Source organism: Pedobacter sp. 22226, assembly GCF_052045455.1.
Classification (GTDB): domain Bacteria; phylum Bacteroidota; class Bacteroidia; order Sphingobacteriales; family Sphingobacteriaceae; genus Pedobacter; species Pedobacter jeongneungensis.
Window position 1 is genome coordinate 111,075 of the sequence record NZ_JBQEPB010000001.1, and the last position, 23,268, is coordinate 134,342.

Sequence of the window (23,268 nt, forward strand, 5' to 3'; positions counted from 1 at the left end):
AGGTATTTAAAACTTATTTTACAGGTACAGTATCTGAAGGATCATTGGGTATTTGCAAAACATGTACAATTATTCTGCTCTGGTTTTTGATATAATGTATCAGGTTTTTGCGGTCACAATCTGATAGGCTATCGATTTTTTTAATTTTATAGTTCAATGCTGGTTCTTTCTTAAAATAACCTTTATGCTTGCTGATGAAGATAAAGTCCCTTAACTTTAAGCTATCTATCCGTGATATTTCTTCGAAGGTTGGTAATGTAATCATGGTTCTATTTCCGCCAGAAGGATGACAGCTATTGCAGCCAATATCAAATGCTAAATCACTTCCTTTGCTGTCTCTAATGTCATTTCCTGCAGCAGAATACCATGGTCCGCAGGTATCTCTGGGTGGTATATCCGTTTTTGCAATGCTGGTTTTGTTGCTGTTTGTACAGCCAATTGCTAAAGAAAACATTAGCAAACTGCTTATCCTTAATATATTTAAGTTTGTTTTGATCATATTACAGATATCTAAATGAAACATTAAAAATCTGATCGGGTGTAACGCTTGTAGTTTTTTATATAATGCACAAGATTTTTTCGTTCACATTCCGAGAAACGAGTAATGCTTTTTAACCTGAAATCTAAAAGTGTATCTTTTTTGAAATAGTCTTTATGCTTACTGATGAATATAAAGTTATTTAACTTTAAGCTGTCCATCCGGGAGAGATCGTACATCGTTGGCAAATCAAGAGAAGTTCTATTTTCACTTTCTACATGGCAGCTTCTGCAGCTCACATCGACCTCAAGTAAATGACCTTTTTCCAGGTTTAAATTACAGGTATCTATTTTAGTCTGCCTAATCTTTACATCTTTTTCTTTTGGGTCGCTACAGCTGGAAAATCCGATGATTAACAGACCGATAAATAAGCTACCTAAATTTGGTTTTGTTGAATTTAAATCCATAAATAGGGTTGTTTAAAAAGGTTCTTAATTTATTCAGTGTATTTAAATTAGGATTTGTAAACGATCCATTAGTCATATTTACCAGAGATTCCATTAAGTATATATTCATTTTGGCTAATTCCTGATTCGAAAGTTTGTTGTTTGTTTTTGAAGCAATTGCAGACATCAACTTATCAGCATTTGCTTTGCCATATAAATCATCCAAAGTTAAGGTATGAAAAAATTCATGAGTACCAATATTTGGAGATATACACCAGTTATTGTAAGCAACGGTTGCCGGGCCCCCATCTCCATATGTTAATCCACTCGTTATGTTTCTGTCAGTTGGCTAATTATTAATACTTTGGTGAGCTGTAAAAGATGTTTCAGTAGTCGGTAAAATCTGAACCAATAACCGGTTCAATAGGTGCAGGTCGTTTTTCATCCGTTTAAATTTTAAATAATCAAAAAATAATGTGGGATGAATACGTTTTAAAGGATAGTTTTGATAAAAACGTAAACTAATATACAAATAAATAAAATATATGTGCCTGATCACTTAGAACAATATTCAGTTACAGTTAATCTATTTAGCATTTTCTTCGTATTTTTCAGCAAATGCGATCAATAAATAAAACCAATTCCTTATAAATGAAAAAAATACTACTATTTTCAGGCTGTGCGCTCCTTTTCTTTGGCGCTTGTAAACAAAGTGTTCAAAGTAGCAGTGATGGTGCCGATTCTTTAGCGATAAAAGCCATTAACGATTCCAGTTTAACTCAATACCTATCTGTAATTGCGGCCGATAGCTTGCAAGGAAGAAAACCCTTTACCAATGGCGAAACCAAAACAATCAATTATCTGAAAGCGCAGTTCGAAAAACTGGGTTTGGCCCCAGGTAATGGCAATAGTTTTTTTCAGGAAGTGCCTATGGTCGAGATTAAATCTATACCGGAAGATAAAATGGTATTTAAAGGGAAAACTGCTTCATTAACCTTAAATTATCTAACCGATTTTGTAGCAGGTACCAGAAGGGTTCAAAACGAGGTCAGCATTAGTAATTCGCCGCTAATTTTTGCCGGTTATGGTATTGTGGCTCCCGAATACGGCTGGAATGATTATGCCAATCTGGATGTAAAAGGAAAAACAGTAGTGGTACTGATCAATGATCCGGGTTTTGCCGATTCAACTTTGTTTAAGGGTAAAAACATGACTTATTATGGTCGGTGGACTTATAAGTTTGAAGAAGCTGCCCGGCAGGGTGCTACAGGGATTATTATTGTACACGATACTGAACCTGCAGCTTATCCCTGGACGGTGGTGCGCAGCGGCTGGTCGAAATCGAAACTTACTTTGCAAAGTGAAGATAATGGCATGAACCGGGCTGTGGTAGAAGGCTGGATCACTTTAGATAAAGCGAAACAACTTTTTGCAATGGATGGTAAATCTTTCGATCAGCTGGCTATAAGTGCACGTAAAAAAGGTTTTAAAGCAGTCGATTTGAATATGACCACCTCGTTAAAGGTTAAAAATACCATCAAAAAATCGGTTACCTATAATGTGTTGGCTAAGATACCGGGCGAAAAGCGTAAAGATGAAGCCATCATTTATTCAGCCCATTGGGATCATTTGGGTGTGGGAGAGAAGATAAAGGGCGATTCTATTTATAATGGCGCTGTTGATAATGCCACCGGAGTTGCTGCATTATTCGAAATAGCCTCTGCATTTAAGAAATTACCCAAAGCACCAGGCCGGACTATTCTATTTATTTCGTACACGGCAGAAGAACAGGGCTTGCTGGGATCGGAATTTTATGCCAAACATCCTGCTGTTCCTTTGTCCAAAACTGTGGCCAATATTAATATGGATATGATGGGCATTGCCGGTAAAACGAAAGATATTGTGGTATATGGCTTTGGACAATCGGAGCTGGAAGATTATGCTGCCGAATCTGCTAAAAAGCAGGGGAGGGTAATTGTGCCTGATCCTGTGCCTTCATCAGGCCTGTATTATCGTTCTGATCATTTTAACCTGGCCAAGGTTGGTGTACCCTCTTTATTTACCGGCTCGGGTGTAGATAATATTAAAAACGGCAGGGAGTGGGGCTTAAAGCAGGTGGCCGATTTTACGAAGTTCCGCTACCATTCGCCACAGGATAATTTCGATGCCAAAACCTGGGATTTATCAGGTATTATTGAAGATGTGCGCATGCTTTTTGATTTGGGCTACCGCATCAGTAATGAAGATTCCTATCCGAAATGGAAAGAGGGATCTGAATTTAAAGCCATCAGAGAAAAGAAATAAAAGCAAAAAGCGCCCCGATTTATAACCGGGACGCTTCTTGAAAAAAGTCATTTATTAAACATTCCCCGAAGGGAGGTTTAATTAAAAGTAGAACTGAACACCTAATCTTGGTGCAAAAGTATCAGCGTTTAAGCCAAAGCTGTTTGATTTTACTTTAGCGCCTGTTCCTTCAGCTTTAACAGTATAGTTATCATAGCTTAAACCTTTAACCGAAAGTTCGATACCGATTTTTTTAGTTGGGAAGAAAGCAAAACCCGGAGCAACTTCTACACCGATGTTAGTTGTAGTACCCACTTTAACTGCGTTATCGCCGTTAGCATCAGTTACTTTTAACTGACCGAAAGCTAAAGGCACAGATAATTGTCCGAAGAATTTAAACTGATCTGATAAACCAACATAGTAACGACCAAAAGGAGCAACTTTAAAAGCGCCGTTTTGTGTTCTTTCGCTTACTGTTTTATTGTATTCGTAACCAACACCGGTACCGATTGCAAAATTATTGCTGATAAAATAACCAACACTTGGTAATACGGTGAAGCTGAAATCTGCTTTTGGAGCGCCATCAACTTTTGTAGAGTTTACACCTACATTACCACCTAACATAAAATTTCCTTTTTCAGTTTGTGCTTTTGCACCATAAACTAAACCTGCTACTGCTACTAAAGATAATAATAGTTTTTTCATCTTTTTTATTATTTATTTGTTATTAAAATATAGTCAATTTTACTATTTTAATGTCTGACTATATTCGCCTAAAAGTCAACACTTGTGCCAAAAAACATTGCCTGCGTCATCAAAAAATCAGTTTTTGGCTAACTCCTTAGTTCACAAACTAATGTAAATTTAATGTTAAGTCAATATTATTTTGGTGTGACGAAAAATCAATCGATTGATTAATTTTTTAGGCATGACAAATTGACAATCTGACTTTTTTTGTATAAATGTCAGATTTTATGATAGCAGAAATGGCAGGTTTTTAGAGAAACCTTCTTGCTATTATAATTAAACCTTACAAGCTGAAATCAGGTTTTCTACTTTCTTTTGAATGATGCCAATGGTTCTTTCGTCGGTTAAATTTCCATCCGCATCGAATTTATTTTGCGCCTGTGCAATCAATACTTCCGGCTGTAAAACAGGATTCATATTTAAGAAAGTAAAAACGGGTAAAAAAGCAGTTTGCATCCTAACTGTTCCCCACATGCCCTGCGTAGCACCCATTACGGCAACAGGTTTGTGCATCAAGGGCGAATCTTTACCGCGACTGGCCCAGTCGATGGCGTTTTTCAATCCTCCAGGAATAGAATAATTATATTCGGGTGATGCGATAATAAAAGCATCGGCAGCAGCCAGTGCTTCCCTAAATTTGGTAACGCTTGCCGGGCGTTCTTCGGTTTCAGGCAAATCATGGTCTGCATTATAAATAGGAACGTCATCATAAGCTACAATTTCAAATTCGATTCCTTCAGGAATCAATCCGCCTGCTACTTTAAGCAACATTGCATTATAAGAGCCTTTACGCAAGCTTCCACATAAACCCACAATTTTTCTAATTTTTTCCATAGCTATAAAACCGCAACATTATCAAAATGTTTGGTTTTTGCAAGGACATCAGGTGTAGTTTAAAAATTTATTATCCTTATTTTTGGCTTATAAGCTATTCGTTATGACAGAAAATACATCTACCACCTCCATTATTGAAAAAACCGTTTTTCCGATACTTTTCGCCTTAAGTTTTTCGCATCTTTTAAACGATACCATACAATCCTTAATTCCAGCGATTTACCCGATTATTAAAACCAGTTATCATTTAAGTTTTTCGCAGATTGGTTTAATTACGCTTACTTTTCAATTGGCGGCATCCTTATTACAGCCATTTGTGGGTTTATATACGGATAAAAAACCTCAGCCATATTCGCTGGCAGTAGGGATGGGATTTACCCTGATCGGTTTGATTTCGCTCTCACAATCGGCCCATTTTTATACCATGCTGCTTTCTGTTGCTTTTATCGGTATCGGTTCTTCCATTTTTCATCCCGAAGCTTCGAGGATGGCACATGCTGCATCGGGCGGGAAGAGGGGACTGGCGCAGTCTGTATTTCAATTGGGCGGCAATGCCGGAAGTTCATTAGGACCGTTACTCGCCGCCTGGATCATTGTACCGTATGGACAGTTCAGCGTAATCTGGTTTTCAGTTATTGCGCTATTGGCCATTATGATTTTAACCTATGTGGGCAACTGGTACAAAGGCTTTATGCTTTCTAGAAGTAAAAAGATTAATATTCAAACAGTTGTAAACCAATTTTCGAGGGGCAAAGTGATCTTTTCGGTATGTATTTTATTGTTGTTAATTTTCTCCAAATATTTCTATATGGCGAGTTTAACCAATTATTTTACCTTTTACCTGATTGATAAGTTCCACGTTTCGGTGCAAACTTCGCAGATTTATTTATTTGTGTTCTTATTTTCGGTAGCTGCAGGTACTTTATTGGGTGGTCCTATCGGCGATAAAATCGGAAGGAAATATGTAATATGGGCATCGATATTGGGTACTGCGCCATTTGCATTATTGTTGCCACATGCCAGCCTGTTCTGGATAGGCGTGCTTATCGTTCCCATCGGGATGATTCTGGCTTCGGCATTTTCGGCCATTCTGGTTTATGCACAGGAGCTGATTCCCGGAAAGGTAGGTTTGGTAGCCGGCTTGTTTTTTGGCTTTGCCTTTGGTATGGGCGGTATTGGTTCGGCTTTGTTAGGCAAGCTGGCCGATTCTACGAGTATTGAATATGTGTTTAATATTTGTGCGTTTCTGCCTCTGATTGGTTTGTTGACAGGTTTTCTGCCTAATATTGAAACGAAGAAGAAGTAGAAATCAATATGAATGACAGGGGATTAGCTAATCAAATTGCCACGAAAAATCGTCATTCCCAACCGCCTGCGAGGGAATGACGAACTTTTATGGAAATATATCAACGATAACCTGTCTAAGGAATCGCTATGATTTTATGGATAGCGTTTCGATAGCCTCATAGGTTTAAAAATGGAAATTAAACCCTAAAAAAGGATTAAAGGTATTAAAGCCGAAATCAAATGCTTCTGCATCGTACCAGGTATTAGCTGGCGCATCACCTTTATAATCAATTTTATTGTATGAGAGCAGAGAAAAGCCAAGCTCTATACCAAGTTTTTTAGTTGGGAAAAATGCCAATCCTGGTCTGATTGATGCATTGTATTGGGTAAATTTAGTATTGGGTGTAGGATTATAGTTATAATTGCCAGTATAGGTTTCATCTGTTTTTAAAAATCCAATTGTTCCGCTAACCTGCCCAAAAGCTTTAAGTTTATCAACAATATCTACATAATACCTCACTACAGGACCAACTGAAAAACTTTTTTGTTTGCTTGTTCTTGTTGATGTAATATTATAGTAAGAGTCGAAATTATTATTGGTATTTTTACTATAATTGGCACCTGCTATTAATCCGATAGCTAAGTTTTTAGAAAAAAAGTGAGCATAACTAGGATTGATGCCGTACGAATTTCTTTTTTCGTAATTAGGTGATTCCATTTTTGACGAAGAAATACTAAAACTTCCTCCAATTAAATTGTCTCCTTTTTCAGTTTGGGCAGTGGCTCCCATAGCGATAGCGCATACCACTGCCAGCGTTAATAATTGTTTTTTCATTTTCATTTGTGTTTTTGTGTTTCCAATGATAAAATAAAAAAACGACATAAACTATTCGCTTAGTTGATTTTATCTTAATTGTTTGATTGTCAGTGCGAAAAAAATCCAGACTAAATATTAGCCTGGATTATGCGGTTTATTGGAGATAAACTATTGACGGTTCAGTTTTTCAATAAAGTAATAGGTATCCAGCGCATCTTCTGATTCCGGGTCATCGTTTTCGTTAATGATTGATTTTACTTTGCCATCACTTTTTTGAGAGCCGGTGTTATTGTATTCGAACCTGATGTTGCCAATCGACTTAATTTTTCCATCCTCCGATTTAAAAACGGAATTATAATATTCAATTCTAATATCACCAATGGCTTTAATTTTTCCATTTTCAGATGGGAATACACTGTTGTAATATTCTACCCTTGTATCGCCAATTGATTTTACTTTACCATCTTCTGATTTAAAAACCGAATTATAATATTCAATTTTAGTATCATCTATAGTTTTGATTTTTCCATCTTCAGAAGGGAATACGCTGCTGTAATATTCTATTCTGCCACGAAAGCGCTGAGCATTTACCTGGTTTGGTAAACTTAAAAGTAATATTAAGCTTATGCCGGTTAAACTTAATATTTTGGCGAATATATTTTTCATTTTATGAGCTGTTAAAAGTGATAATTAAATGTAAATGTTGGGGTAAAGTTTTGCAGGGCTAACCTCAGGTTATTGGTTTTGTCGTAATTGTAAAGCGATTCTGCTGCATAATAATTTTGATGGAAAAAAGATACCACCGGCAGTGAAAACTCTAAAGCCGAATGTTTGGATATGAAATAACTAAAGCCAGGACTTATACTTGCACCCCATCCCTTTATTTTGGCATCTGTTCGGATCAGGTAACCTTCTTCATCAATTCTGTTAAAAGTATTGATCTGCAGTAATAGGTTAGCCTGCATAAAAAACTTAAAGCGATCTTTAATATCCACATATTTACGTACGAAAGGGGAGATACCAAAACTAAATTCCTTTACCCCACGCTGTTCTTCGTAATATCCGTATTCGTCGTTCCATGCGATATAACTTTCACCTCTGAGTTTTGAAAGATTTAAAGGAATTTCAAGGCCTATGGCAAAATTGTTAGCTAGAAAATAGCCTCCTCTTGGCGTTAAGGTAAACGTGTTTAAACTGGGTGAGGAATTGTTTTGTTTGGAAGTTCCAAAACTTACGCTTCCGCCTGCAAAGCCGGAGCCTTTTTCAGTTTGGGCATAGCTGCGCCAACTAATGGCGCATAGAAGCACCATAATGATTAATTTAGGTTTCATTTTATTTGTGTTTTTGTGTGTAATCAATAATAATCATTATTGAATTAAAAAACAAGAAAATGAACTAGCATGTTAGTTACGTAAAGGAAGTATTTTGTGAGTGGATTATAAATCCACAGTTCGGGGATCTGGATTGCAAATCCAGACCAACTTGAGCCGTCATTGCAATGACGACTTTTTTTTGAATTTAAAGTAACCTGGCTTTTAAATAAAAAAATCCCATCCCGGTATAATCAGGATGGGATTTTAATTTAATCGATATGTATTAATCTGCTTTCTGGTTCAGGAACACAAAATTGTGATCGAACATATCCAGCTTAATTTTGCTGTCTTTATCTATCTTACCCGCTAATATCTCTTTTGACAGTTCGTTTAAGATTCTTTTTTGGATTACTCTTTTTAGCGGTCGGGCACCAAATTGCGGATCGTAACCCAATTGTGCCAGCCAATCTAAAGCTTCGTCGCTGGCTTCCATTTCTATACCCATTTCTGCCAGGGTTTGCTGTACATGTTTAAACTGCAAACCAACAATGTTTCTGATTTCGCTGCGGTTTAGCGGGGTAAACATAATCAGCTCATCAATTCTGTTTAAGAACTCCGGACGGATGGTTTGTTTCAACACCTCGAACAATTCGTTTTTGGTTTTGGCAATTACTTCATCGCGGTTTTCATCACTTAAATTTTTAAAATTATCCTGAATCAAATGCGCTCCGATGTTTGATGTCATGATGATGATGGTGTTTTTAAAATTAACCGTCCTGCCTTTATTATCGGTTAAACGTCCATCATCCAACACCTGCAACAGGATGTTAAATACATCCGGATGTGCTTTCTCAATCTCATCAAGCAATACCACAGAATATGGTTTGCGCCTTACCGCTTCCGTTAACTGTCCGCCTTCATCGTAACCCACATATCCCGGAGGCGCTCCAATTAAACGCGATACGGCGTGGCGTTCCTGGTATTCACTCATATCGATACGGGTTAAGGCATTTTCATCGTTGAATAAAAATTCTGCCAAAGCCTTTGCCAATTCGGTTTTACCCACCCCGGTTGTACCTAAAAAGATGAAAGATCCAATTGGTTTGCGTTTATCCTGCAAGCCTGCACGCGAGCGACGAATGGCATCAGAAATAGCTTCAATTGCTTCATCCTGTCCGGCTACACGCTGGTGTAATTCTTCCTCTAAATGAAGCAGTTTTTCGCGCTCACTGGCAATCAGTTTGGTAACCGGAATACCTGTCCAACGGCCCACTACACCTGCAATATCATCGGCAGTAACTTCCTCTTTAAGCATGCGGCTATCGGTCTGCTGACTTTCCAGATCGGCTTTAAGTTTCTCCACTTTATCCTGAGCCTCTTTAATTTTTCCGTAACGGATTTCGGCCACTTTGCCATAGTCTCCGGCACGTTCAGCCTGTTCGGCCTCTAATTTGTAATGCTCAATCTGCTCTAATTCGTTGTTTACTGCATCTACCAGGTCTTTTTCACCCTGCCACTTGGCTTTAAATTCGTCGCGCTCTGCCGATAAATTGGCAATTTCTTCCGAAAGTTCCTGAACTTTTCTATCGTCTTTTTCGCGTTTAATGGCTTCGCGTTCAATTTCCAAACGCATAATCTCGCGGTCTAAAGCATCAACATGTTCTGGTACACTGTCCATTTCCATGCGCAATTTAGAAGCCGCCTCATCCATTAAATCGATGGCTTTATCTGGTAAAAAACGATCAGAAATATACCGCTGACTCATTTCTACAGCCGCAATAATGGCTTCGTCTTTAATCCGCACTTTGTGATGGGTTTCGTAACGCTCTTTTAATCCGCGGAGGATCGAAATCGCATCCTGGGTATCAGGTTCTTCAACCATTACCTTCTGGAAACGGCGCTCCAAGGCTTTATCTTTTTCAAGGTATTTTTGGTATTCATCTAAAGTAGTTGCGCCAATGGCACGTAATTCTCCACGGGCCAGGGCAGGTTTTAAGATGTTTGCGGCATCCATGGCGCCTTCGCCACCACCGGCACCCACTAAAGTATGGATCTCATCAATAAACAGGATAATATCCCCGTCACTTTGTGTAACCTCTTTAACTACGGCTTTTAAACGTTCTTCAAACTCGCCTTTGTATTTTGCACCTGCAATTAATGCACCCATATCAAGCGAATACACCACTTTACTTTTCAGGTTTTCGGGCACGTCGCCTTTAATAATCCTGAAAGCAATACCTTCTGCAATGGCGGTTTTACCCACACCAGGCTCACCGATTAAAATCGGGTTATTTTTGGTTCTGCGCGATAAAATCTGGATTACACGACGGATTTCTTCATCACGACCGATTACCGGATCCAGTTTTCCGCTCTCAGCATATTCGTTCAGGTTACGGGCATATTTGCTTAAAGCCTGGTAAGTTGCTTCGGCATTCTGATCGGTTACGCGGTTATCACCACGCAATTCTGTAATGGCTTTTTTAAGGTCTTTTTCGTTAACACCCTGCTCTTTTAATAATTTGGCCGTGCTATCGTTAACGGCAAGGATACCCAATAACAAGTGTTCTACGGATACAAATTCATCTTTAAATTCTTTTAAAAATGTTTGCGCTTTCTGTAAAACGCTATTGGCATTTGATGACAGATAGACATTGCTTCCGCTCACTTTCGGGAATTTGGCAATCTCTGCATCTAAGTTTTGATTTAGTGTATTCAGGTTAACGTTCAGTTTCTTTAAAACATAAGAAACCACGTTTTCATCAACAGTAAGCAAACCTTTAAGCAGGTGTGCCGTTTCAATAGCCTGTTGCTGATTGCCTTGGGCTATTTCAGAAGCCTGTTGAACTGCTTCCTGGGCTTTTATCGTAAAATTGTTGAAGTTCATATCCGCTTTAAGACAAAACAAATGCCACTGTTATTTTGATTTTAGAATCGGAAATTTTGTCGGTAAGATTTTATTTTTAATGACTAAATTGCTGATTTATAGTGTTTTGTGCTGAAAATTTGTCGTGTTGTAAGTGCTTAACCTCGCAGATTTTCGAAACCTGCGAGGTTTGTATTGACAATTGGTAACTGTTAACTGATTTGGGCGTTACCCAATCCCGATGAAAAATCGGGAAAGGGTCGGGCTTTTCAGGGCTGCGCTTCGCTCCGGTACCGATGAAGGATCGGTACTGAACCCTTACAATCCCTAACGCGGTATTTATCGCGTTAGGCCACTTCATAAAAAAGTGTCGTCATCCCGGCCGAAACGTAGTGGAGAGATCTATATCGATAGATTTTTTATTAAGGTTAAAGCGGGTTTTAGCTAACACTCGTTTCTAACGAGCGTTGAATAATTTATCGTTTCAAACGATAGAATCGTTTCGCTATTTATGCACTCGTTTGGAAACGAGCGCAAACATTTTCTATTTCAGACCTCGCAGGTTTCAAAAACCTGCGAGGTCTGGACAGTAGCATCTTAATTATTTCCCAACTTTTTGCTCGATTACATACTTACCTGCTGGTAAATCTATTTTATTACTACTTGTAATTTTATCATTAACAGAAATACTTGCGCCGGAATTTACCGGTAAATTTATAGTGGCAGTAGAGTTGGCCGGAATGGTAATATCATATCTGATCCCGTTATTAATCCTTTTCCAGGCGCTGGTAATTTTTCCATAAGGGCCAATGTGGCTGGCTTCGAAATTATCCAGACCTTCCGTAATATGCGGATCGAGAATGATATGTTTAAAACCAGGCTGTTTTTCATCAGGTTTAATGCCTCCCGGTGATTTGTACAACCATGCCCCAATTTCTCCGAACATGATGTGGTTCATCGAGATGTCTGATTTGGCATCAATCGGCCAGTTTTCGTATAAAGTAGTGGCCCCATTTTCCATCCACCAACCCCAGCTTGGGTATGTTTTTTGGGCAGCAACTTTATAGGCAACATCGCTGTAGCCATTTTCACTAAGTGCATTTAAAATGGCTTTGGTGCCCAGTAAACCAACATCTAAATGGAAACCATCAGCTTCTACACGCTTGGCCAGATTTTTGGCAACTAGGGCAACAGATTCTTCGGGAACAATTTTCCAGTAAAGCGGAACACTCATTTCGGTTTGGATGCCGGTGTTGTAAATCCCTTTTTCTTTGTTCAGGTACTTGGCATTAAAAGCATCTTTTATTTTCTTAGCGAGGGCTGTATATTTCAGGTAATCATCATTTTTACCTAAAATTCTGGCTGCTTTGGCTAAAATTACCACATCAGCATAATAATAACAGGTAGAAGTAAGCTCTACCGGAGATTTTGATTTTACCGGGATCCAGTCGCCCAGGCCCCAGGTCGTTAAACCTGTAGGATAGGTTTCGTCGATGTGGTTTACATATTTCCTGATGTTTGGGTAACAATCGGCCAGTAATTTTTCATCACCATAAAACAGGTACACATTCCATGGGATGATGGCGATTGTACTGGTCCAGTCTGGTCCGTTTCCCCATTCGTAGCCCCAGCCATCGGTTGGGATAATAGAGGGTAAAACGCCATTCGGCTGTTGTTCATCACGGTGATCGGCCAGCCATTTTTCGTAAATCGTAATACCATCAAAGCCATACAGGCCTGTTTCTATGGCAATCTGTGCATCACCCGTCCAGCCATTTTTCTCCCTTTGCGGACAATCAGTCGGGTAGCCAAAAAGATTCGATAAGTATGAGTTATTGGTGGCATAATAAATTTTATTGATAATCGGTTCTGACGATTTAACTTCGCCCACAACCGGCACATCGCTGTGCATAAAATAACCAACCAGATCTTCTTTTTGCAATTGGATAGGACCAGAGCTGGTTACTTCTACGTATTGAAAACCTTTATAGTTAAAGTGAGGCATAAAACTTTGCTTACCTTTTCCATTTAGAATCAAAATATCAGTCTGAAACGGATCGGTATTATCCGTTGGACGGTAATGGGCATCAATGTTTGAGATATCCACATGTCCGTTAGGGTATAAACGTTCGCCGTGTTTTAGTTTAATGACTGTTCCGGCAGGACCATTTACAGTGATTTTGCTTACCCCCGAGATATTCCTGCCCAGATCGAACAGGTAAGTGGTATCATTAAATTTTCTGATGCTTTTGCTGGTTATTTCCTCCACATTACGAATGGGATGTAACGCCTGCGCCACAATATTTTTTGAAGGAGCAGAACGGAACATCACGTCTTTCCAGCCTTTATCATCAAAGTTAGGAGTATTCCAGCCTGTTTTTTCCAGTCGTGCGTCGTAGTGCTCGGCCGTATAAATGCTGTTGAAAATTATAGGACTTAAAGCAGTTTTCCAGTCCTTGCCCGATTTAATGGTTTCGGTGGTACCATCTTCGTAAGTTAGGCGTATATCGAGACAAAAAGTGGGTCTGTTACGCCATGGAGCACGGTCGAAATACCAAACAGCGGTTGATTGATGGTTGTACCAACCGTTACCCAATAACACGCCAATGGCATTTTTTCCTTGCTTAATGGCATCAGTTACGTCATAGGTAACATATAAAGTACGGCGATCGAAACGCGTGTACATCGGATCCATGCGGTGGTTACCGATTTTCTTTCCGTTGATCGAAAGTTCATACAATCCGGCAGCAGCAATGTAGGCCCTTGCCGATTTAATTTTTTTATTGGCGTTAAAGGTATTGCGGAAATAGGGGGCAGGTTTAAGTTTGGTGTTTTCGGTATCCGAAATCCATGAGCCCTGCCAGTTTCCCATTTTCATCATGCCTGTTTCAAAATTGGCGATGTTCACCTTATTTGATTTTTTATTGTTTCCGTTGGCGATATCTACCCGCCAATAGTACTTGGTAAAAGGTTTTAGTAGTTGGCCCGAATAAACGATCAGATTTTGATCTGATTTCACCCAGCCGGTGTTCCATAATTTTGCATTAGCTTTTATCAATGAGGCAGAATCGGTGTCAACCAGAATACGGTAAGTACTTTGTTTGGCGCCCTGGCTGGCATCATCCATTTGCCAGGTAAAACGTGGATTTGTGCTGTCCAGGCCAATGGGGTTAACTAAATATTCGGTTTTTAAAGCAGTAACCGATTGGGCAGATGATTTGGAAAGTGGAGAAAGGGCAAAAAGTAAAGTGGTAATTTGTAAAAATCTTTGGTTCATAGTTTAGGGCTTATCCAAAAACTAAGGTATTAAAATAATATGCTGATAGAAGAACCGCAATGGAATTTTTACGCACAAAAAAAGACGAGCTTTAACTCGTCTTTTTTTATCTGTGTTATCACTCAAATCGGTAAAATCATTTTTTATCCTAATATTTCTTTTAGCTTTTCTGTCTGATGATCGGCCAGTTTTTGCAAAGGACCCGATGCCAGCATCTTCATCATCATATTTAAATCTGCTGAAATAATGTGTTTCGCAGTGGTAGTTCCATTTCCGTTATCGGCAACCGTCCATTTTAATTCTACATCAAAAGGTGCTTTCTCACTTGGAATTGCCGTTATTTCCTGGTTTTCTACACGGTTAGAAATCTTGATGGCCAATTTTGCCATATTCTGGATGGTAAACCGTGCATCATCTTCAGTTGACTCCCAGTTGTAAATATTCTCAGGCATCAATTGCTGATGATTGTTCATATTGGATAGGAAAGTATAAACCTCAGCAACGGGTTTATTAACTTCTACTGTGCTTTCAATAACAGTCATTATATATTTTTATAGATTTTTGTTCTTACTTCAAAATTTATGACTCTGAACTCAAAACTTGTCCCTGTCCCCATTCTGATGGATTTAAACGCCATTTTCCTAATAATTCCATATCACTTTTAGCAATGATGCTATGCTCGGCAGCATAATCGATTAAAGCAGCATAGTTTGATAAAGTAAGGAAACGGCATTTCGCAGCGGCAAAATTTTCATCCGCTTTTTCAAAACCATAGGTAAATATTGCAGCTAAACCGGCAACTGATAAACCTGCAGCCCTTAAAGCTTCAACAGCCTGTAAACTGCTTTTTCCGGTTGAGATTAAATCTTCGATAACCACCACACGCTGACCTTCTACTACTTCGCCTTCTATTAAACTTCCGGTGCCATGCTCTTTGGCTTTAGCCCTTACGTAGATAAAAGGTAAACCTAGTTCCTGCGCAACCAATACGCCCTGCGGGATACCAGCGGTTGCAACACCTGCAATTACATCTACAGAACCAAATTCTTCCTGTATGGCCTGCGCCAGTTTCTGACGAATATAAGTTCTAACCTGAGGGTGGGAAAGGGTAATTCTGTTATCGCAATAAATTGGCGATTTCCAGCCAGATGCCCAGGTGAAGGGATTGTTTGGCTGTAATTTAATTGCTTTTATCTGTAATAAAAATTCCGCTACCTTTAATTCAATATCACTTTTATTATACATGGCTCAAAATTACAGATTTATTTGTGTTTGTCATAACGTTTATTAATCCCCTTTGTTTTGCATTGGGGAAGAAAAATGTGGGAATCGGGATTTGATTTCGACATTCCAATACTACAAATATCGGAAATTTTGATGGATGCTAAAAGGTATTTCTTACCACTTCCTGTAAATCAGGGTGATAAAGAATCGTGGCGTTTGAAAACAGGCTGTAAATATTTGGTGATTAGCTTTAAGCAGCGTTTGGCGTAACAATATTTAACGTTAACCGTCTTAATCAAAATCTAAAAAATTATGATTGTTTTAAAATCCGATTATTTTTCCTCTCACGAGCGCCTTACCCGTTTTATCAATGAAAACCACATTAAACGGGAAGATATTTTAGCCATTACGCAGGCTCCAAGCTTCTTTACCATCTTTTTTTATGCGGATGATGCCGTTGAAGAAGTTACCCACGGCTTATTTTCTTAACAGCGCATTAATCTACTGCTAACAGGTAAAATTTATATTGCGATGGCATTCATTGTTTGAATTTTGCAATGAATTATTTGAATTGCGTAATCGTTCGTAACAAAGCACGCTTTACATTTGTTACGGTAACTAATTAATTTAAATTTTTATGATAGCAACAAAAGGATATGCGGCACAAAATGCCGAAACGGATCTTGCACCCTGGAATTTTGAGCGCCGGGAAGTGGGACCTCACGATGTGCAGTTCGAAATACTTTTCTGTGGAGTTTGCCACTCAGATCTGCACCAGATTAAAAACGATTGGTTCCCTGGAATATTCCCGATGGTTCCGGGTCATGAGATTGTGGGCAGGGTAGTAAAAGTTGGCGACCATGTTAAGAAATTTAAGGTGGGCGATCTTGCGGGTACAGGTTGTATGGTGGATTCGTGCCAGGAGTGCGAAAACTGCAAACGCGATCTTGAACAATACTGTTTAGAAGGCAATACGCAGACTTATAATGGTTTGGAAAGAGACGGCAAAACCCCTACTTATGGTGGTTATTCTGATACGATAGTGGTGCGGGAAGAATTTGTATTACATGTTTCTGATAAATTAAACCTTGCTGCCGTGGCGCCGCTTTTATGCGCAGGTATTACTACTTATTCGCCGTTAAGACACTGGAAAGTGGGAAAAGGCCATAAACTGGCTGTATTGGGTTTAGGTGGATTAGGCCACATGGCAGTGAAATTCGGTGTAGCTTTTGGTGCTGAAGTAACCGTATTAAGTACGTCGCCTAAAAAAGAAGAAGATGCCAAAAAACTGGGTGCGCACCATTTTGTGGTAACTACCGATCCTGAGCAGGTTAAAGCGGCCAGGGGTACATTCGATTTTATTTTGGATACGGTATCTGCAGAGCACGATTTTAACATGTACCTTTCTTTATTGAGAACAGATGGTACCCATATTTGCGTTGGTGTTCCGCCAAAACCGGCAGAAATTGCGGCTTTCAGTTTATTAGGTGGCAGAAAAAGCCTTGCCGGATCTGGTATTGGCGGTATTGCCGAAACTCAGGAGATGCTTGATTTCTGCGCAGAAAACAATATTGTTTCAGATATCGAAATGATTGATATGAAAGATATTCACACTGCTTACGACAGGATGCAAAAAGGCGATGTACGTTACAGGTTTGTAATTGATATGGCTACTTTGTAGTTCATGCATAACCAATAAAATGATAGGGATTTGGGAACAGAAGGTTTCTAAATCCCTTTTTTTAAGATGCATTAATTACGACAGGTTGATCAGTATTTGTTTATATTGATAACTGATGATTAATATTCATTTTTTAGCGTATAAGACGTTTTAGGTCACCTTAGTTTTACTTAAAGCACCTGGCTTCTTTTTATAAATTCGGTCAGAGGGATGTGGTGTTCTGCTTCAACTCTGGCAACCTGTCTTTCGTTTTCAGTTAACTGGTTTTCTAACGTACCCAGCGAATCTTTGAGATAGGATATCGATAACATCCGTGAAATCCTGTTTCTGATTTTATCAGCAAGGAACAATTCTACCAGAACCAGGCTGATCAGAAAAAGGTAATGATTGAAAATAATGTTGTTTGTATTCTTGGCGAATCCGGTGAGGCCTGCTATGCCAAAAAATAAATCGATAATTAAAGGAATGCCAATAATGGCAATCAGCGAAAAAGCACTTACTTTAAAACCAATGCTTTTTTCGGCGTTTTTGATCTGATCGCTAAAGGCAGAAAACTTACTTTTAAAAGGAATTTCCCTGTTATTTTGTTCTTGCTCTAATTTTTGCAGGTCTTTCCCATGTTCAATATCGATTTTCCTCACCTGCTCTACAATATGAGATTCGGCATTGTTCAGTTTTTCCTGGTCTTCTACAATCGATTCCTGCTCGGCAATAATTTTGTCCATTACCATCAGGTCTTCCGGTATGCCATGTCGCAATTTCTGTTCTGCCGCTACAATACGGTTATCCAGTTGTTTAAACTGCCTTTTAAGTTCAACAATTTCTTTGTTAAAATGCTCTTTTTTTGAGGTATAGGTGTTTTCGAGGCTGTTAAGTGCCGAAACATATTCGAAATCTGCCAGGAGCTGTTCGTTGCCGGCAAAACGTTGGTAAAGCCCATTTAATTTGATAAAAAGCTCGCTTGTTGATTTTTCCGGGTTAGAAAGATCATTTCGGTATGCTTCCAGATCTTTTTCTGATAATGAAGGTATGGGCATGGTAGATTAAAAAGCTAAAATTATAAAAAATATTTATCGTTGAAGGAATTATAAGCGTTGTTTTCCATTCAAATGTTCCATTATTAATATTAAACCATTTTTTTTACAATCTAGTGTATCTGATTTTTGATAAATAATAATTTTTGCATAAAAACAATCCGTTATCATTCAGTAGTTTAAAGGTAGCGCTATTACATTGCTGAAATATTTTTGGATTTTTTTTATCAGTTAATATAAATTATTATATATTTGTACCAAGCAAGGGGTGAGAGCCTTGCATCAATCTTTGATTGAGAGCGTTAATTTAGATAAGGTTACAACATTAATTGTTGTAACCTTTTTTTATACCTGATAAAATAACCGGAATTTTTTAAGAATATGCCAAGAAATTATAGAATCTACATCAACGATAACACTTTGTTTATCTCCGATTTTTTGCCAGAACAAAAAGAAAAAATCCAGCAGCTTGAATTCCAGGATTTTGATCTGCAAACATTCTATAAAAAATTAAAAAACGGATCTAAAAAGAGCTACATTTTCTTAACCAAAAATCCAAAGGAAACTTTTAGGAAGCTAAAAAAAGATTGCACCATTATTAAAGCAGCAGGTGGCCTGGTAGAAAGTGCAAATGGCAATTACCTCTTTATTTTCAGGAATAAAAAATGGGATTTACCAAAAGGTAAGCTGGAAGATGGGGAGAAAATGAAAGAAACTGCCGTTCGTGAGGTAGAGGAGGAATGTGGGATCAGGGTTTTTAAACGCGAAGAGAAACTTTGTAAAACGTACCATGTGTACCCGATGGGCAATAAAATGGTGATCAAGAAAACCAACTGGTACAAAATGAAGGTTAAAGGCGAACCGAAACTGATACCTCAAAAAGAAGAGGGTATTGATGAAGCGGTTTGGCTGGATAAAAACCACCTTTCACCGGTTGTTAAAAATACATTTCCATCAATTATGGATGTGCTGAAGACTGGCGGGATATTGTAGATTCCTATATTGCGACCGTTACGCTGTTCCGAATCTTCGGGATCAACACCTTCCTGCTAGATAGACCCAGAAATAAATTCAGGGTGATGACTAGCATTCCTACTCATAATCCAGTTCATCAACCACTTTTTTTACCTGTTTAAGGTACTTTCCGTAATAAAACCAGGCCCATAGTTCGGTAATGGCTCCTATAATTAAAATGGTAATGAAACAGTTAATCAGGATATATACAGTTGATAATTTCCTGATGAGCCTGATAAACATGGATGCCTGCTCAATAAATAAATAAGCAAAAAGAAAACCAACCGCAATAAAAGCCACAATGTAGGTTAAAGCTTTATACAGCTCTACGTTCAGTTTCATTTCGTAATAAAACCAGAGGATATTTTTTCGGCTATCCATACTCATATCGTAAGAATTTTTATAGAAGATATAAAACTTAAAAAAATAGTAAGCCGTAAATCCACAGGTGATGGCATAAGTCATGAGGTATGCCTGGTTTAAGGCAGTTGAAAACCTGGCTATATAAGGAACGAAAGCCATAAATACCAGGAAGAAAAGCTGATAAAAAAACTCATGTTTCATTTTTGCCCTGATTTTGTCGATAGGGGTATGGGCCTGTTTTATTTTAAGCATATCGGTAGAAATGTGGCTTCCCTCAGGGTTTTCAGCATTCCATTCGTTTTTTAAATCGTCAAAATTCATAACCGTTTTTCTTTATAATGAATTGTAATTTTTCTTTTGTTCTGTTGAGTTTAACGCGGGCATTTACTTCGCTGATTCCCATGTTTTCGGCAATTTCGCGGTGCGACTGGTTTTCGAGAAAGAGGAATATCAATGCTTTCTCTACCACATTTAACTCCTGGACTGCCGCATATAAATAAGCCAGTTTTTCTTCCTTTACTTCGCTCTCATTTACATCAATAATGTCGATGTTTTCATCCAGTGATGTTTTATCTATTTTTCTGCTGTCTTTTTTGAAATAAATCAGCGCTGTATTTAAGCACACGCGGTACATCCATGTGGTAAATTTGCTTTTCCCTTTAAAAGTGGGGTAGGCTTTCCATAACTGCAGCACAATTTCCTGAAACAGATCACGCTGTTCTTCCGCATCGTTCATATACATTTTTGTGATCTTATGTATAATCGCCCTGTGCTGGTTGATCAATGTGAGAAATATGTTTTCTGTTTCTTTCATTTTAGGTATAACCCATTGGTAACAGATTTTTTAAAACGTTACAGGTTAGTAAAAATAATATTTAACCACAGATAAAAAGGATGAACACAGATAGGGGAAAGAAAAACATCGTCATATCGATCCGATAACTATCAACTGGAACGCGACCTGTACCGATTTTACATCGGTAGCGGAATGGAGATCCTTCGACTACGCTCAGGATGACAATTTAATAAAACGACCGTCATTTCGACTGAAGCAAAGCGAAACGGAGAAATCTGTTTTGATAGATCTCTCAACTACGTTGCTCCCGATAGCTATCGGGACCGCACGAGAGGACGGTAAGTGGACATTAAAAGAAAACTATAAAAACCCAAGTGCTTCTTTGGGTACAAACGGACTTACATCGCCGTGGTTTCTTAAAATATCACGAACGATGGTTGAGCTGATGGCCGAATATTCGGGTTTGCTTAAAAGTAAAATTGTTTCTACTTCAGGCATCATCGTTTGGTTGATTTGTGCGATGGCCCTTTCGTATTCAAAATCAGCTGCTGATCGGATGCCACGTACCATATATTTAGCATCAATTTTACGGCAGAAATCTACTGTTAAACCTTCGTAGGTTTGAATTTCGATGTTCTGATAACCTTTAAAAACGGTTTGCAGGATCTGAAGACGCTGCTCTGCACTCAAAAAGTTCTGTTTAGAACTGTTTAGTCCGATACCGACTACAATTTTATCAAAAAGCGGTGTGGCACGTTGCAGAATGTTTACATGGGCAATGGTGATCGGATCAAATGAGCCTGGAAATAGCGCTATCTTCATGTTTCAAATATAGCTGTTTGTGATGAAAGGAGGAATACTTTAGCGTAAGGGGTTTGGCGGTTAGCGAAAACTGCTCAGAAAGATTGCTTCACGCCCGCGCAGATCATCCTGTTCTTCGGTTTGCAATGGCGAATTGGGGGAGAGGGGATAGCGTTTGGCGATAAGCGTGGATTAATTTAATGAGCAATAAATCAATTACAAATAACCAATATTTAATTACCAAGAGCGACCGTTTTTGGAGTTGATTACAAATCAGCTAGTTTGTTATACTGAAAATAATGAAGGATCTTTTAGAATGAAAATGTATGGAATAGATTTCTCCATTCCACTGCGCTCCAATCGAAATGACGACTGGATTAGGAAGATGTGATGCAAGAGACTGCAGTTATCCAGCTTATACGGTTAACCGATTAACCCCCTGAGCGTAGCCGAAGGGTAAACAGTTAACCTATCGAACTAAACTCGAAAAAACTAAAAGAAGAATTACCATATTTCCTCGTTTCGGTGTACCCTGGCTGGCTATTTAGTTTCATATTGCTCTGGTGCTCTACAATCAATAAACCATCGGGTTTAAGTAATTGCTGCTCTTTAACCATCACCGGAATTTGAGGGATATTGGGCATATTGTATGGCGGATCGGCAAAAATCAGGTCGTAACTGCCGGTCATTTGCTTTAATAATTTAAAAACATCGCCTTTGCGCACGTCGATTTGATTAAACTGGTGTTGTTTAGCGGTATTTTTTACCCAGTTTACGCAGCCATAATCCATATCAACTGCTAAAATGCTTTCTGCACCGCGTGAAGCAAATTCGAAAGTGAGGTTTCCGGTACCGCAAAATAAATCGAGTACGGTACAGGTTTCGAAATCGTATTTGTTGTTAAGGATGTTAAACAGCGCTTCTTTCGCCATATCCGTAGTAGGGCGCACCGGTAAATTTGCAGGGGGCTGCAAACGGATGCCCTTTAATTTTCCACCAATTATTCGCATAAATCTAAAGCAAGCAGTCCGCTGAAATAGTGTTTAGGCATATCGGCCAATAATTCACTATGCTGTTTTCCGGCAGGGAAGAAAAAATAAAGTTGATTGAAATATTTTAATAAACAATTGTAATGTTCGTCATCTTCGTTAATAATACCCTGGATATAAACCGGAATGGAATCATTTAAGCCCAGTTGTTCTATCATCAGCAACAGGAAGTAATTAAATTCTTCAGCAGTTTCTGATTCGTAGTGATTTTGAAAAACCACCTTTTTATCCTTTGTGTAAAGTACGTTAAATGAAACTGCCGTAAAATCGATCAGTAAAGCTTCGTCAGCTAAATGACTGAACAAAGCAACCAGGGGTTCTGATTGTGGAAACAGGTCTGTTTTTTCAGGTAAATGTGTTTTTACCTCATCATTTAAACAAAAAACGGTATTAAAACCAAGTACTTTGTTGTGTTTAGTGTAAACTTTAGCATCCGAACCTAGATATTGTGCATAAACCGCTAAATTTTCATCATCAAACCACTCATCAGGAATAAAAATGAAATTTGATGTATGTATAGCCGCCTTTATAGTTGCGTAATTTAAAGAAAGGTAGTTGTCTGTTTCAAAAGCAGATTTTAAGTCCTTTTGTACATCTTCACAACCCTGTTTATCAAAAATAATATTAATCTCTTCAGTATCCTTGCTTACCACGGCATAAGAAAAGCTGTCATTCGTTATTTTTAACAATAAATGGCAGTTTGCAGATGCATCTGTGTTAAAGTTTGGATCAACCAATAAGAGACTATTGTTACTCATTGAAACAAAAATAGAGTTTTTTAATAATTAATGGCAAAACGACGGTAATTTTTTGGTTTTACTATCTATTTTTGCCACGGAGACACCGATTGACACGGAATAATTTTGTTCATCACGCCAATGACTAATAAACCAATAAAATCATATATTTTATCAGCTGAAGAATGAATTTTCGGTCAAAGACACACAATTAACTTTGTGCT

22 protein-coding genes are annotated in these 23,268 nt (G+C 38.4%); 5 read left to right on the forward strand and 17 right to left on the reverse strand.

What is annotated here, in order from left to right:
- Positions 1-13: 13 nt before the first annotated feature.
- Both ACTJKC_RS00485 and ACTJKC_RS00490 read right to left on the reverse strand, forming a co-directional pair.
- Positions 14-454, reverse strand: a complete 441-nt coding sequence (locus ACTJKC_RS00485) for a c-type cytochrome (RefSeq protein ID WP_440789325.1) — start codon at positions 452-454, stop codon at positions 14-16.
- A 68-nt stretch (positions 455-522) separates the two neighbouring features.
- Positions 523-945 carry a hypothetical protein gene (locus tag ACTJKC_RS00490; protein ID WP_440789327.1) on the reverse strand — a complete coding sequence of 141 codons (423 nt, stop codon included), beginning with the start codon at positions 943-945 and terminating at the stop codon, positions 523-525.
- Positions 946-1,575: 630 nt separating this feature from the next.
- Here ACTJKC_RS00490 and ACTJKC_RS00495 point away from each other — a divergent pair.
- A complete protein-coding gene (locus tag ACTJKC_RS00495; protein WP_440789329.1) occupies positions 1,576-3,228 on the forward strand; it encodes a M28 family metallopeptidase in 1,653 nt (550 codons plus the stop codon).
- A gap of 81 nt (positions 3,229-3,309) precedes the next feature.
- On the opposite strand, the gene ACTJKC_RS00500 is transcribed toward ACTJKC_RS00495, so the two are convergent.
- Positions 3,310-3,912 (reverse strand): outer membrane beta-barrel protein, encoded by a 603-nt coding sequence (locus ACTJKC_RS00500; RefSeq protein ID WP_344850759.1) that lies wholly within the window; start codon positions 3,910-3,912, stop codon positions 3,310-3,312.
- A 318-nt stretch (positions 3,913-4,230) separates the two neighbouring features.
- A complete protein-coding gene (locus tag ACTJKC_RS00505; protein ID WP_440789331.1) occupies positions 4,231-4,788 on the reverse strand; it encodes an NADPH-dependent FMN reductase in 558 nt (185 codons plus the stop codon).
- A gap of 103 nt (positions 4,789-4,891) precedes the next feature.
- On the opposite strand from ACTJKC_RS00505, the gene ACTJKC_RS00510 reads away from it, so the two are divergent.
- The gene (locus tag ACTJKC_RS00510; protein ID WP_344850763.1) at positions 4,892-6,094 is read left to right on the forward strand and encodes an MFS transporter; all 1,203 of its coding nucleotides are present in this window, start codon (positions 4,892-4,894) and stop codon (positions 6,092-6,094) included.
- Positions 6,095-6,259: 165 nt separating this feature from the next.
- Here ACTJKC_RS00510 and ACTJKC_RS00515 read toward each other — a convergent pair whose 3' ends face one another.
- From ACTJKC_RS00515 to pyrE, 7 genes are all read right to left on the reverse strand, one after another.
- Complete coding sequence (locus tag ACTJKC_RS00515; protein WP_440789333.1) at positions 6,260-6,910, reverse strand: outer membrane beta-barrel protein; 651 nt, start codon at positions 6,908-6,910, stop codon at positions 6,260-6,262.
- A 150-nt stretch (positions 6,911-7,060) separates the two neighbouring features.
- Positions 7,061-7,558, reverse strand: coding sequence for a hypothetical protein (locus ACTJKC_RS00520; protein ID WP_344850766.1), 498 nt, complete (start codon positions 7,556-7,558; stop codon positions 7,061-7,063).
- Positions 7,559-7,569: 11 nt separating this feature from the next.
- Complete coding sequence (locus ACTJKC_RS00525) at positions 7,570-8,223, reverse strand: hypothetical protein (RefSeq protein WP_440789335.1); 654 nt, start codon at positions 8,221-8,223, stop codon at positions 7,570-7,572.
- A 265-nt stretch (positions 8,224-8,488) separates the two neighbouring features.
- Positions 8,489-11,089 (reverse strand): ATP-dependent chaperone ClpB, encoded by a 2,601-nt coding sequence (gene clpB / locus ACTJKC_RS00530; RefSeq protein WP_344850772.1) that lies wholly within the window; start codon positions 11,087-11,089, stop codon positions 8,489-8,491.
- A gap of 580 nt (positions 11,090-11,669) precedes the next feature.
- On the reverse strand, positions 11,670-14,345 hold the full coding sequence (locus ACTJKC_RS00535; RefSeq protein ID WP_440789337.1) for a family 78 glycoside hydrolase catalytic domain: 2,676 nt from the start codon (positions 14,343-14,345) through the stop codon (positions 11,670-11,672).
- Positions 14,346-14,488: 143 nt separating this feature from the next.
- On the reverse strand, positions 14,489-14,887 hold the full coding sequence (locus ACTJKC_RS00540) for an SRPBCC family protein (protein ID WP_344850775.1): 399 nt from the start codon (positions 14,885-14,887) through the stop codon (positions 14,489-14,491).
- Between the two features lie 37 nt (positions 14,888-14,924).
- A complete protein-coding gene (gene pyrE, locus ACTJKC_RS00545) occupies positions 14,925-15,590 on the reverse strand; it encodes an orotate phosphoribosyltransferase (RefSeq protein WP_344850777.1) in 666 nt (221 codons plus the stop codon).
- 291 nt (positions 15,591-15,881) lie between these two features.
- Here pyrE and ACTJKC_RS00550 point away from each other — a divergent pair, with 291 nt between their 5' ends.
- Both ACTJKC_RS00550 and ACTJKC_RS00555 read left to right on the forward strand, forming a co-directional pair.
- Positions 15,882-16,058: a hypothetical protein gene (locus ACTJKC_RS00550; protein ID WP_440789338.1), complete on the forward strand. Its 177-nt coding sequence runs from the start codon at positions 15,882-15,884 to the stop codon at positions 16,056-16,058.
- 148 nt (positions 16,059-16,206) lie between these two features.
- The gene (locus ACTJKC_RS00555) at positions 16,207-17,250 is read left to right on the forward strand and encodes an NAD(P)-dependent alcohol dehydrogenase (protein ID WP_344850782.1); all 1,044 of its coding nucleotides are present in this window, start codon (positions 16,207-16,209) and stop codon (positions 17,248-17,250) included.
- A gap of 170 nt (positions 17,251-17,420) precedes the next feature.
- Here the strand turns inward: ACTJKC_RS00555 and ACTJKC_RS00560 are convergent, their stop codons facing one another.
- Positions 17,421-18,287 (reverse strand): hypothetical protein, encoded by an 867-nt coding sequence (locus ACTJKC_RS00560; protein ID WP_440789339.1) that lies wholly within the window; start codon positions 18,285-18,287, stop codon positions 17,421-17,423.
- A 378-nt stretch (positions 18,288-18,665) separates the two neighbouring features.
- Here ACTJKC_RS00560 and ACTJKC_RS00565 point away from each other — a divergent pair, with 378 nt between their 5' ends.
- Complete coding sequence (locus ACTJKC_RS00565; protein WP_440789340.1) at positions 18,666-19,277, forward strand: NUDIX hydrolase; 612 nt, start codon at positions 18,666-18,668, stop codon at positions 19,275-19,277.
- A 99-nt stretch (positions 19,278-19,376) separates the two neighbouring features.
- On the opposite strand, the gene ACTJKC_RS00570 is transcribed toward ACTJKC_RS00565, so the two are convergent.
- From ACTJKC_RS00570 to ACTJKC_RS00590, 5 genes are all read right to left on the reverse strand, one after another.
- Positions 19,377-19,982, reverse strand: coding sequence for a hypothetical protein (locus tag ACTJKC_RS00570; protein ID WP_440789341.1), 606 nt, complete (start codon positions 19,980-19,982; stop codon positions 19,377-19,379).
- Entirely contained in the window at positions 19,972-20,475 is a 504-nt protein-coding gene (locus ACTJKC_RS00575) for an RNA polymerase sigma factor (protein WP_440789342.1), read from the reverse strand. The genes ACTJKC_RS00570 and ACTJKC_RS00575 overlap by 11 nt, the downstream gene beginning before the upstream one ends.
- Before the next feature lie 342 nt (positions 20,476-20,817).
- The gene (coaD, locus tag ACTJKC_RS00580; protein WP_344850791.1) at positions 20,818-21,279 is read right to left on the reverse strand and encodes a pantetheine-phosphate adenylyltransferase; all 462 of its coding nucleotides are present in this window, start codon (positions 21,277-21,279) and stop codon (positions 20,818-20,820) included.
- A 443-nt stretch (positions 21,280-21,722) separates the two neighbouring features.
- Positions 21,723-22,268: a 16S rRNA (guanine(966)-N(2))-methyltransferase RsmD gene (gene rsmD, locus ACTJKC_RS00585; RefSeq protein ID WP_440789344.1), complete on the reverse strand. Its 546-nt coding sequence runs from the start codon at positions 22,266-22,268 to the stop codon at positions 21,723-21,725.
- Positions 22,259-23,065 carry a DUF3822 family protein gene (locus tag ACTJKC_RS00590; protein ID WP_440789345.1) on the reverse strand — a complete coding sequence of 269 codons (807 nt, stop codon included), beginning with the start codon at positions 23,063-23,065 and terminating at the stop codon, positions 22,259-22,261. The genes rsmD and ACTJKC_RS00590 overlap by 10 nt, the downstream gene beginning before the upstream one ends.
- Positions 23,066-23,268: the final 203 nt, after the last annotated feature.

What these genes read in the sequence shown, in the direction of transcription:
- ACTJKC_RS00485 (WP_440789325.1), bottom strand. Translation starts at nt 454, where the DNA reads ATGTTTTCTTTAGCAATTGGCTGTACAAACAGCAACAAAACCAGCATT.
- ACTJKC_RS00490 (WP_440789327.1), bottom strand. Translation starts at nt 945, where the DNA reads ATGGATTTAAATTCAACAAAACCAAATTTAGGTAGCTTATTTATCGGT.
- ACTJKC_RS00495 (WP_440789329.1), top strand. Translation starts at nt 1,576, where the DNA reads ATGAAAAAAATACTACTATTTTCAGGCTGTGCGCTCCTTTTCTTTGGC.
- ACTJKC_RS00500 (WP_344850759.1), bottom strand. Translation starts at nt 3,912, where the DNA reads ATGAAAAAACTATTATTATCTTTAGTAGCAGTAGCAGGTTTAGTTTAT.
- ACTJKC_RS00505 (WP_440789331.1), bottom strand. Translation starts at nt 4,788, where the DNA reads ATGGAAAAAATTAGAAAAATTGTGGGTTTATGTGGAAGCTTGCGTAAA.
- ACTJKC_RS00510 (WP_344850763.1), top strand. Translation starts at nt 4,892, where the DNA reads ATGACAGAAAATACATCTACCACCTCCATTATTGAAAAAACCGTTTTT.
- ACTJKC_RS00515 (WP_440789333.1), bottom strand. Translation starts at nt 6,910, where the DNA reads ATGAAAAAACAATTATTAACGCTGGCAGTGGTATGCGCTATCGCTATG.
- ACTJKC_RS00520 (WP_344850766.1), bottom strand. Translation starts at nt 7,558, where the DNA reads ATGAAAAATATATTCGCCAAAATATTAAGTTTAACCGGCATAAGCTTA.
- ACTJKC_RS00525 (WP_440789335.1), bottom strand. Translation starts at nt 8,223, where the DNA reads ATGAAACCTAAATTAATCATTATGGTGCTTCTATGCGCCATTAGTTGG.
- clpB (WP_344850772.1), bottom strand. Translation starts at nt 11,089, where the DNA reads ATGAACTTCAACAATTTTACGATAAAAGCCCAGGAAGCAGTTCAACAG.
- ACTJKC_RS00535 (WP_440789337.1), bottom strand. Translation starts at nt 14,345, where the DNA reads ATGAACCAAAGATTTTTACAAATTACCACTTTACTTTTTGCCCTTTCT.
- ACTJKC_RS00540 (WP_344850775.1), bottom strand. Translation starts at nt 14,887, where the DNA reads ATGACTGTTATTGAAAGCACAGTAGAAGTTAATAAACCCGTTGCTGAG.
- pyrE (WP_344850777.1), bottom strand. Translation starts at nt 15,590, where the DNA reads ATGTATAATAAAAGTGATATTGAATTAAAGGTAGCGGAATTTTTATTA.
- ACTJKC_RS00550 (WP_440789338.1), top strand. Translation starts at nt 15,882, where the DNA reads ATGATTGTTTTAAAATCCGATTATTTTTCCTCTCACGAGCGCCTTACC.
- ACTJKC_RS00555 (WP_344850782.1), top strand. Translation starts at nt 16,207, where the DNA reads ATGATAGCAACAAAAGGATATGCGGCACAAAATGCCGAAACGGATCTT.
- ACTJKC_RS00560 (WP_440789339.1), bottom strand. Translation starts at nt 18,287, where the DNA reads ATGCCCATACCTTCATTATCAGAAAAAGATCTGGAAGCATACCGAAAT.
- ACTJKC_RS00565 (WP_440789340.1), top strand. Translation starts at nt 18,666, where the DNA reads ATGCCAAGAAATTATAGAATCTACATCAACGATAACACTTTGTTTATC.
- ACTJKC_RS00570 (WP_440789341.1), bottom strand. Translation starts at nt 19,982, where the DNA reads ATGAATTTTGACGATTTAAAAAACGAATGGAATGCTGAAAACCCTGAG.
- ACTJKC_RS00575 (WP_440789342.1), bottom strand. Translation starts at nt 20,475, where the DNA reads ATGAAAGAAACAGAAAACATATTTCTCACATTGATCAACCAGCACAGG.
- coaD (WP_344850791.1), bottom strand. Translation starts at nt 21,279, where the DNA reads ATGAAGATAGCGCTATTTCCAGGCTCATTTGATCCGATCACCATTGCC.
- rsmD (WP_440789344.1), bottom strand. Translation starts at nt 22,268, where the DNA reads ATGCGAATAATTGGTGGAAAATTAAAGGGCATCCGTTTGCAGCCCCCT.
- ACTJKC_RS00590 (WP_440789345.1), bottom strand. Translation starts at nt 23,065, where the DNA reads ATGAGTAACAATAGTCTCTTATTGGTTGATCCAAACTTTAACACAGAT.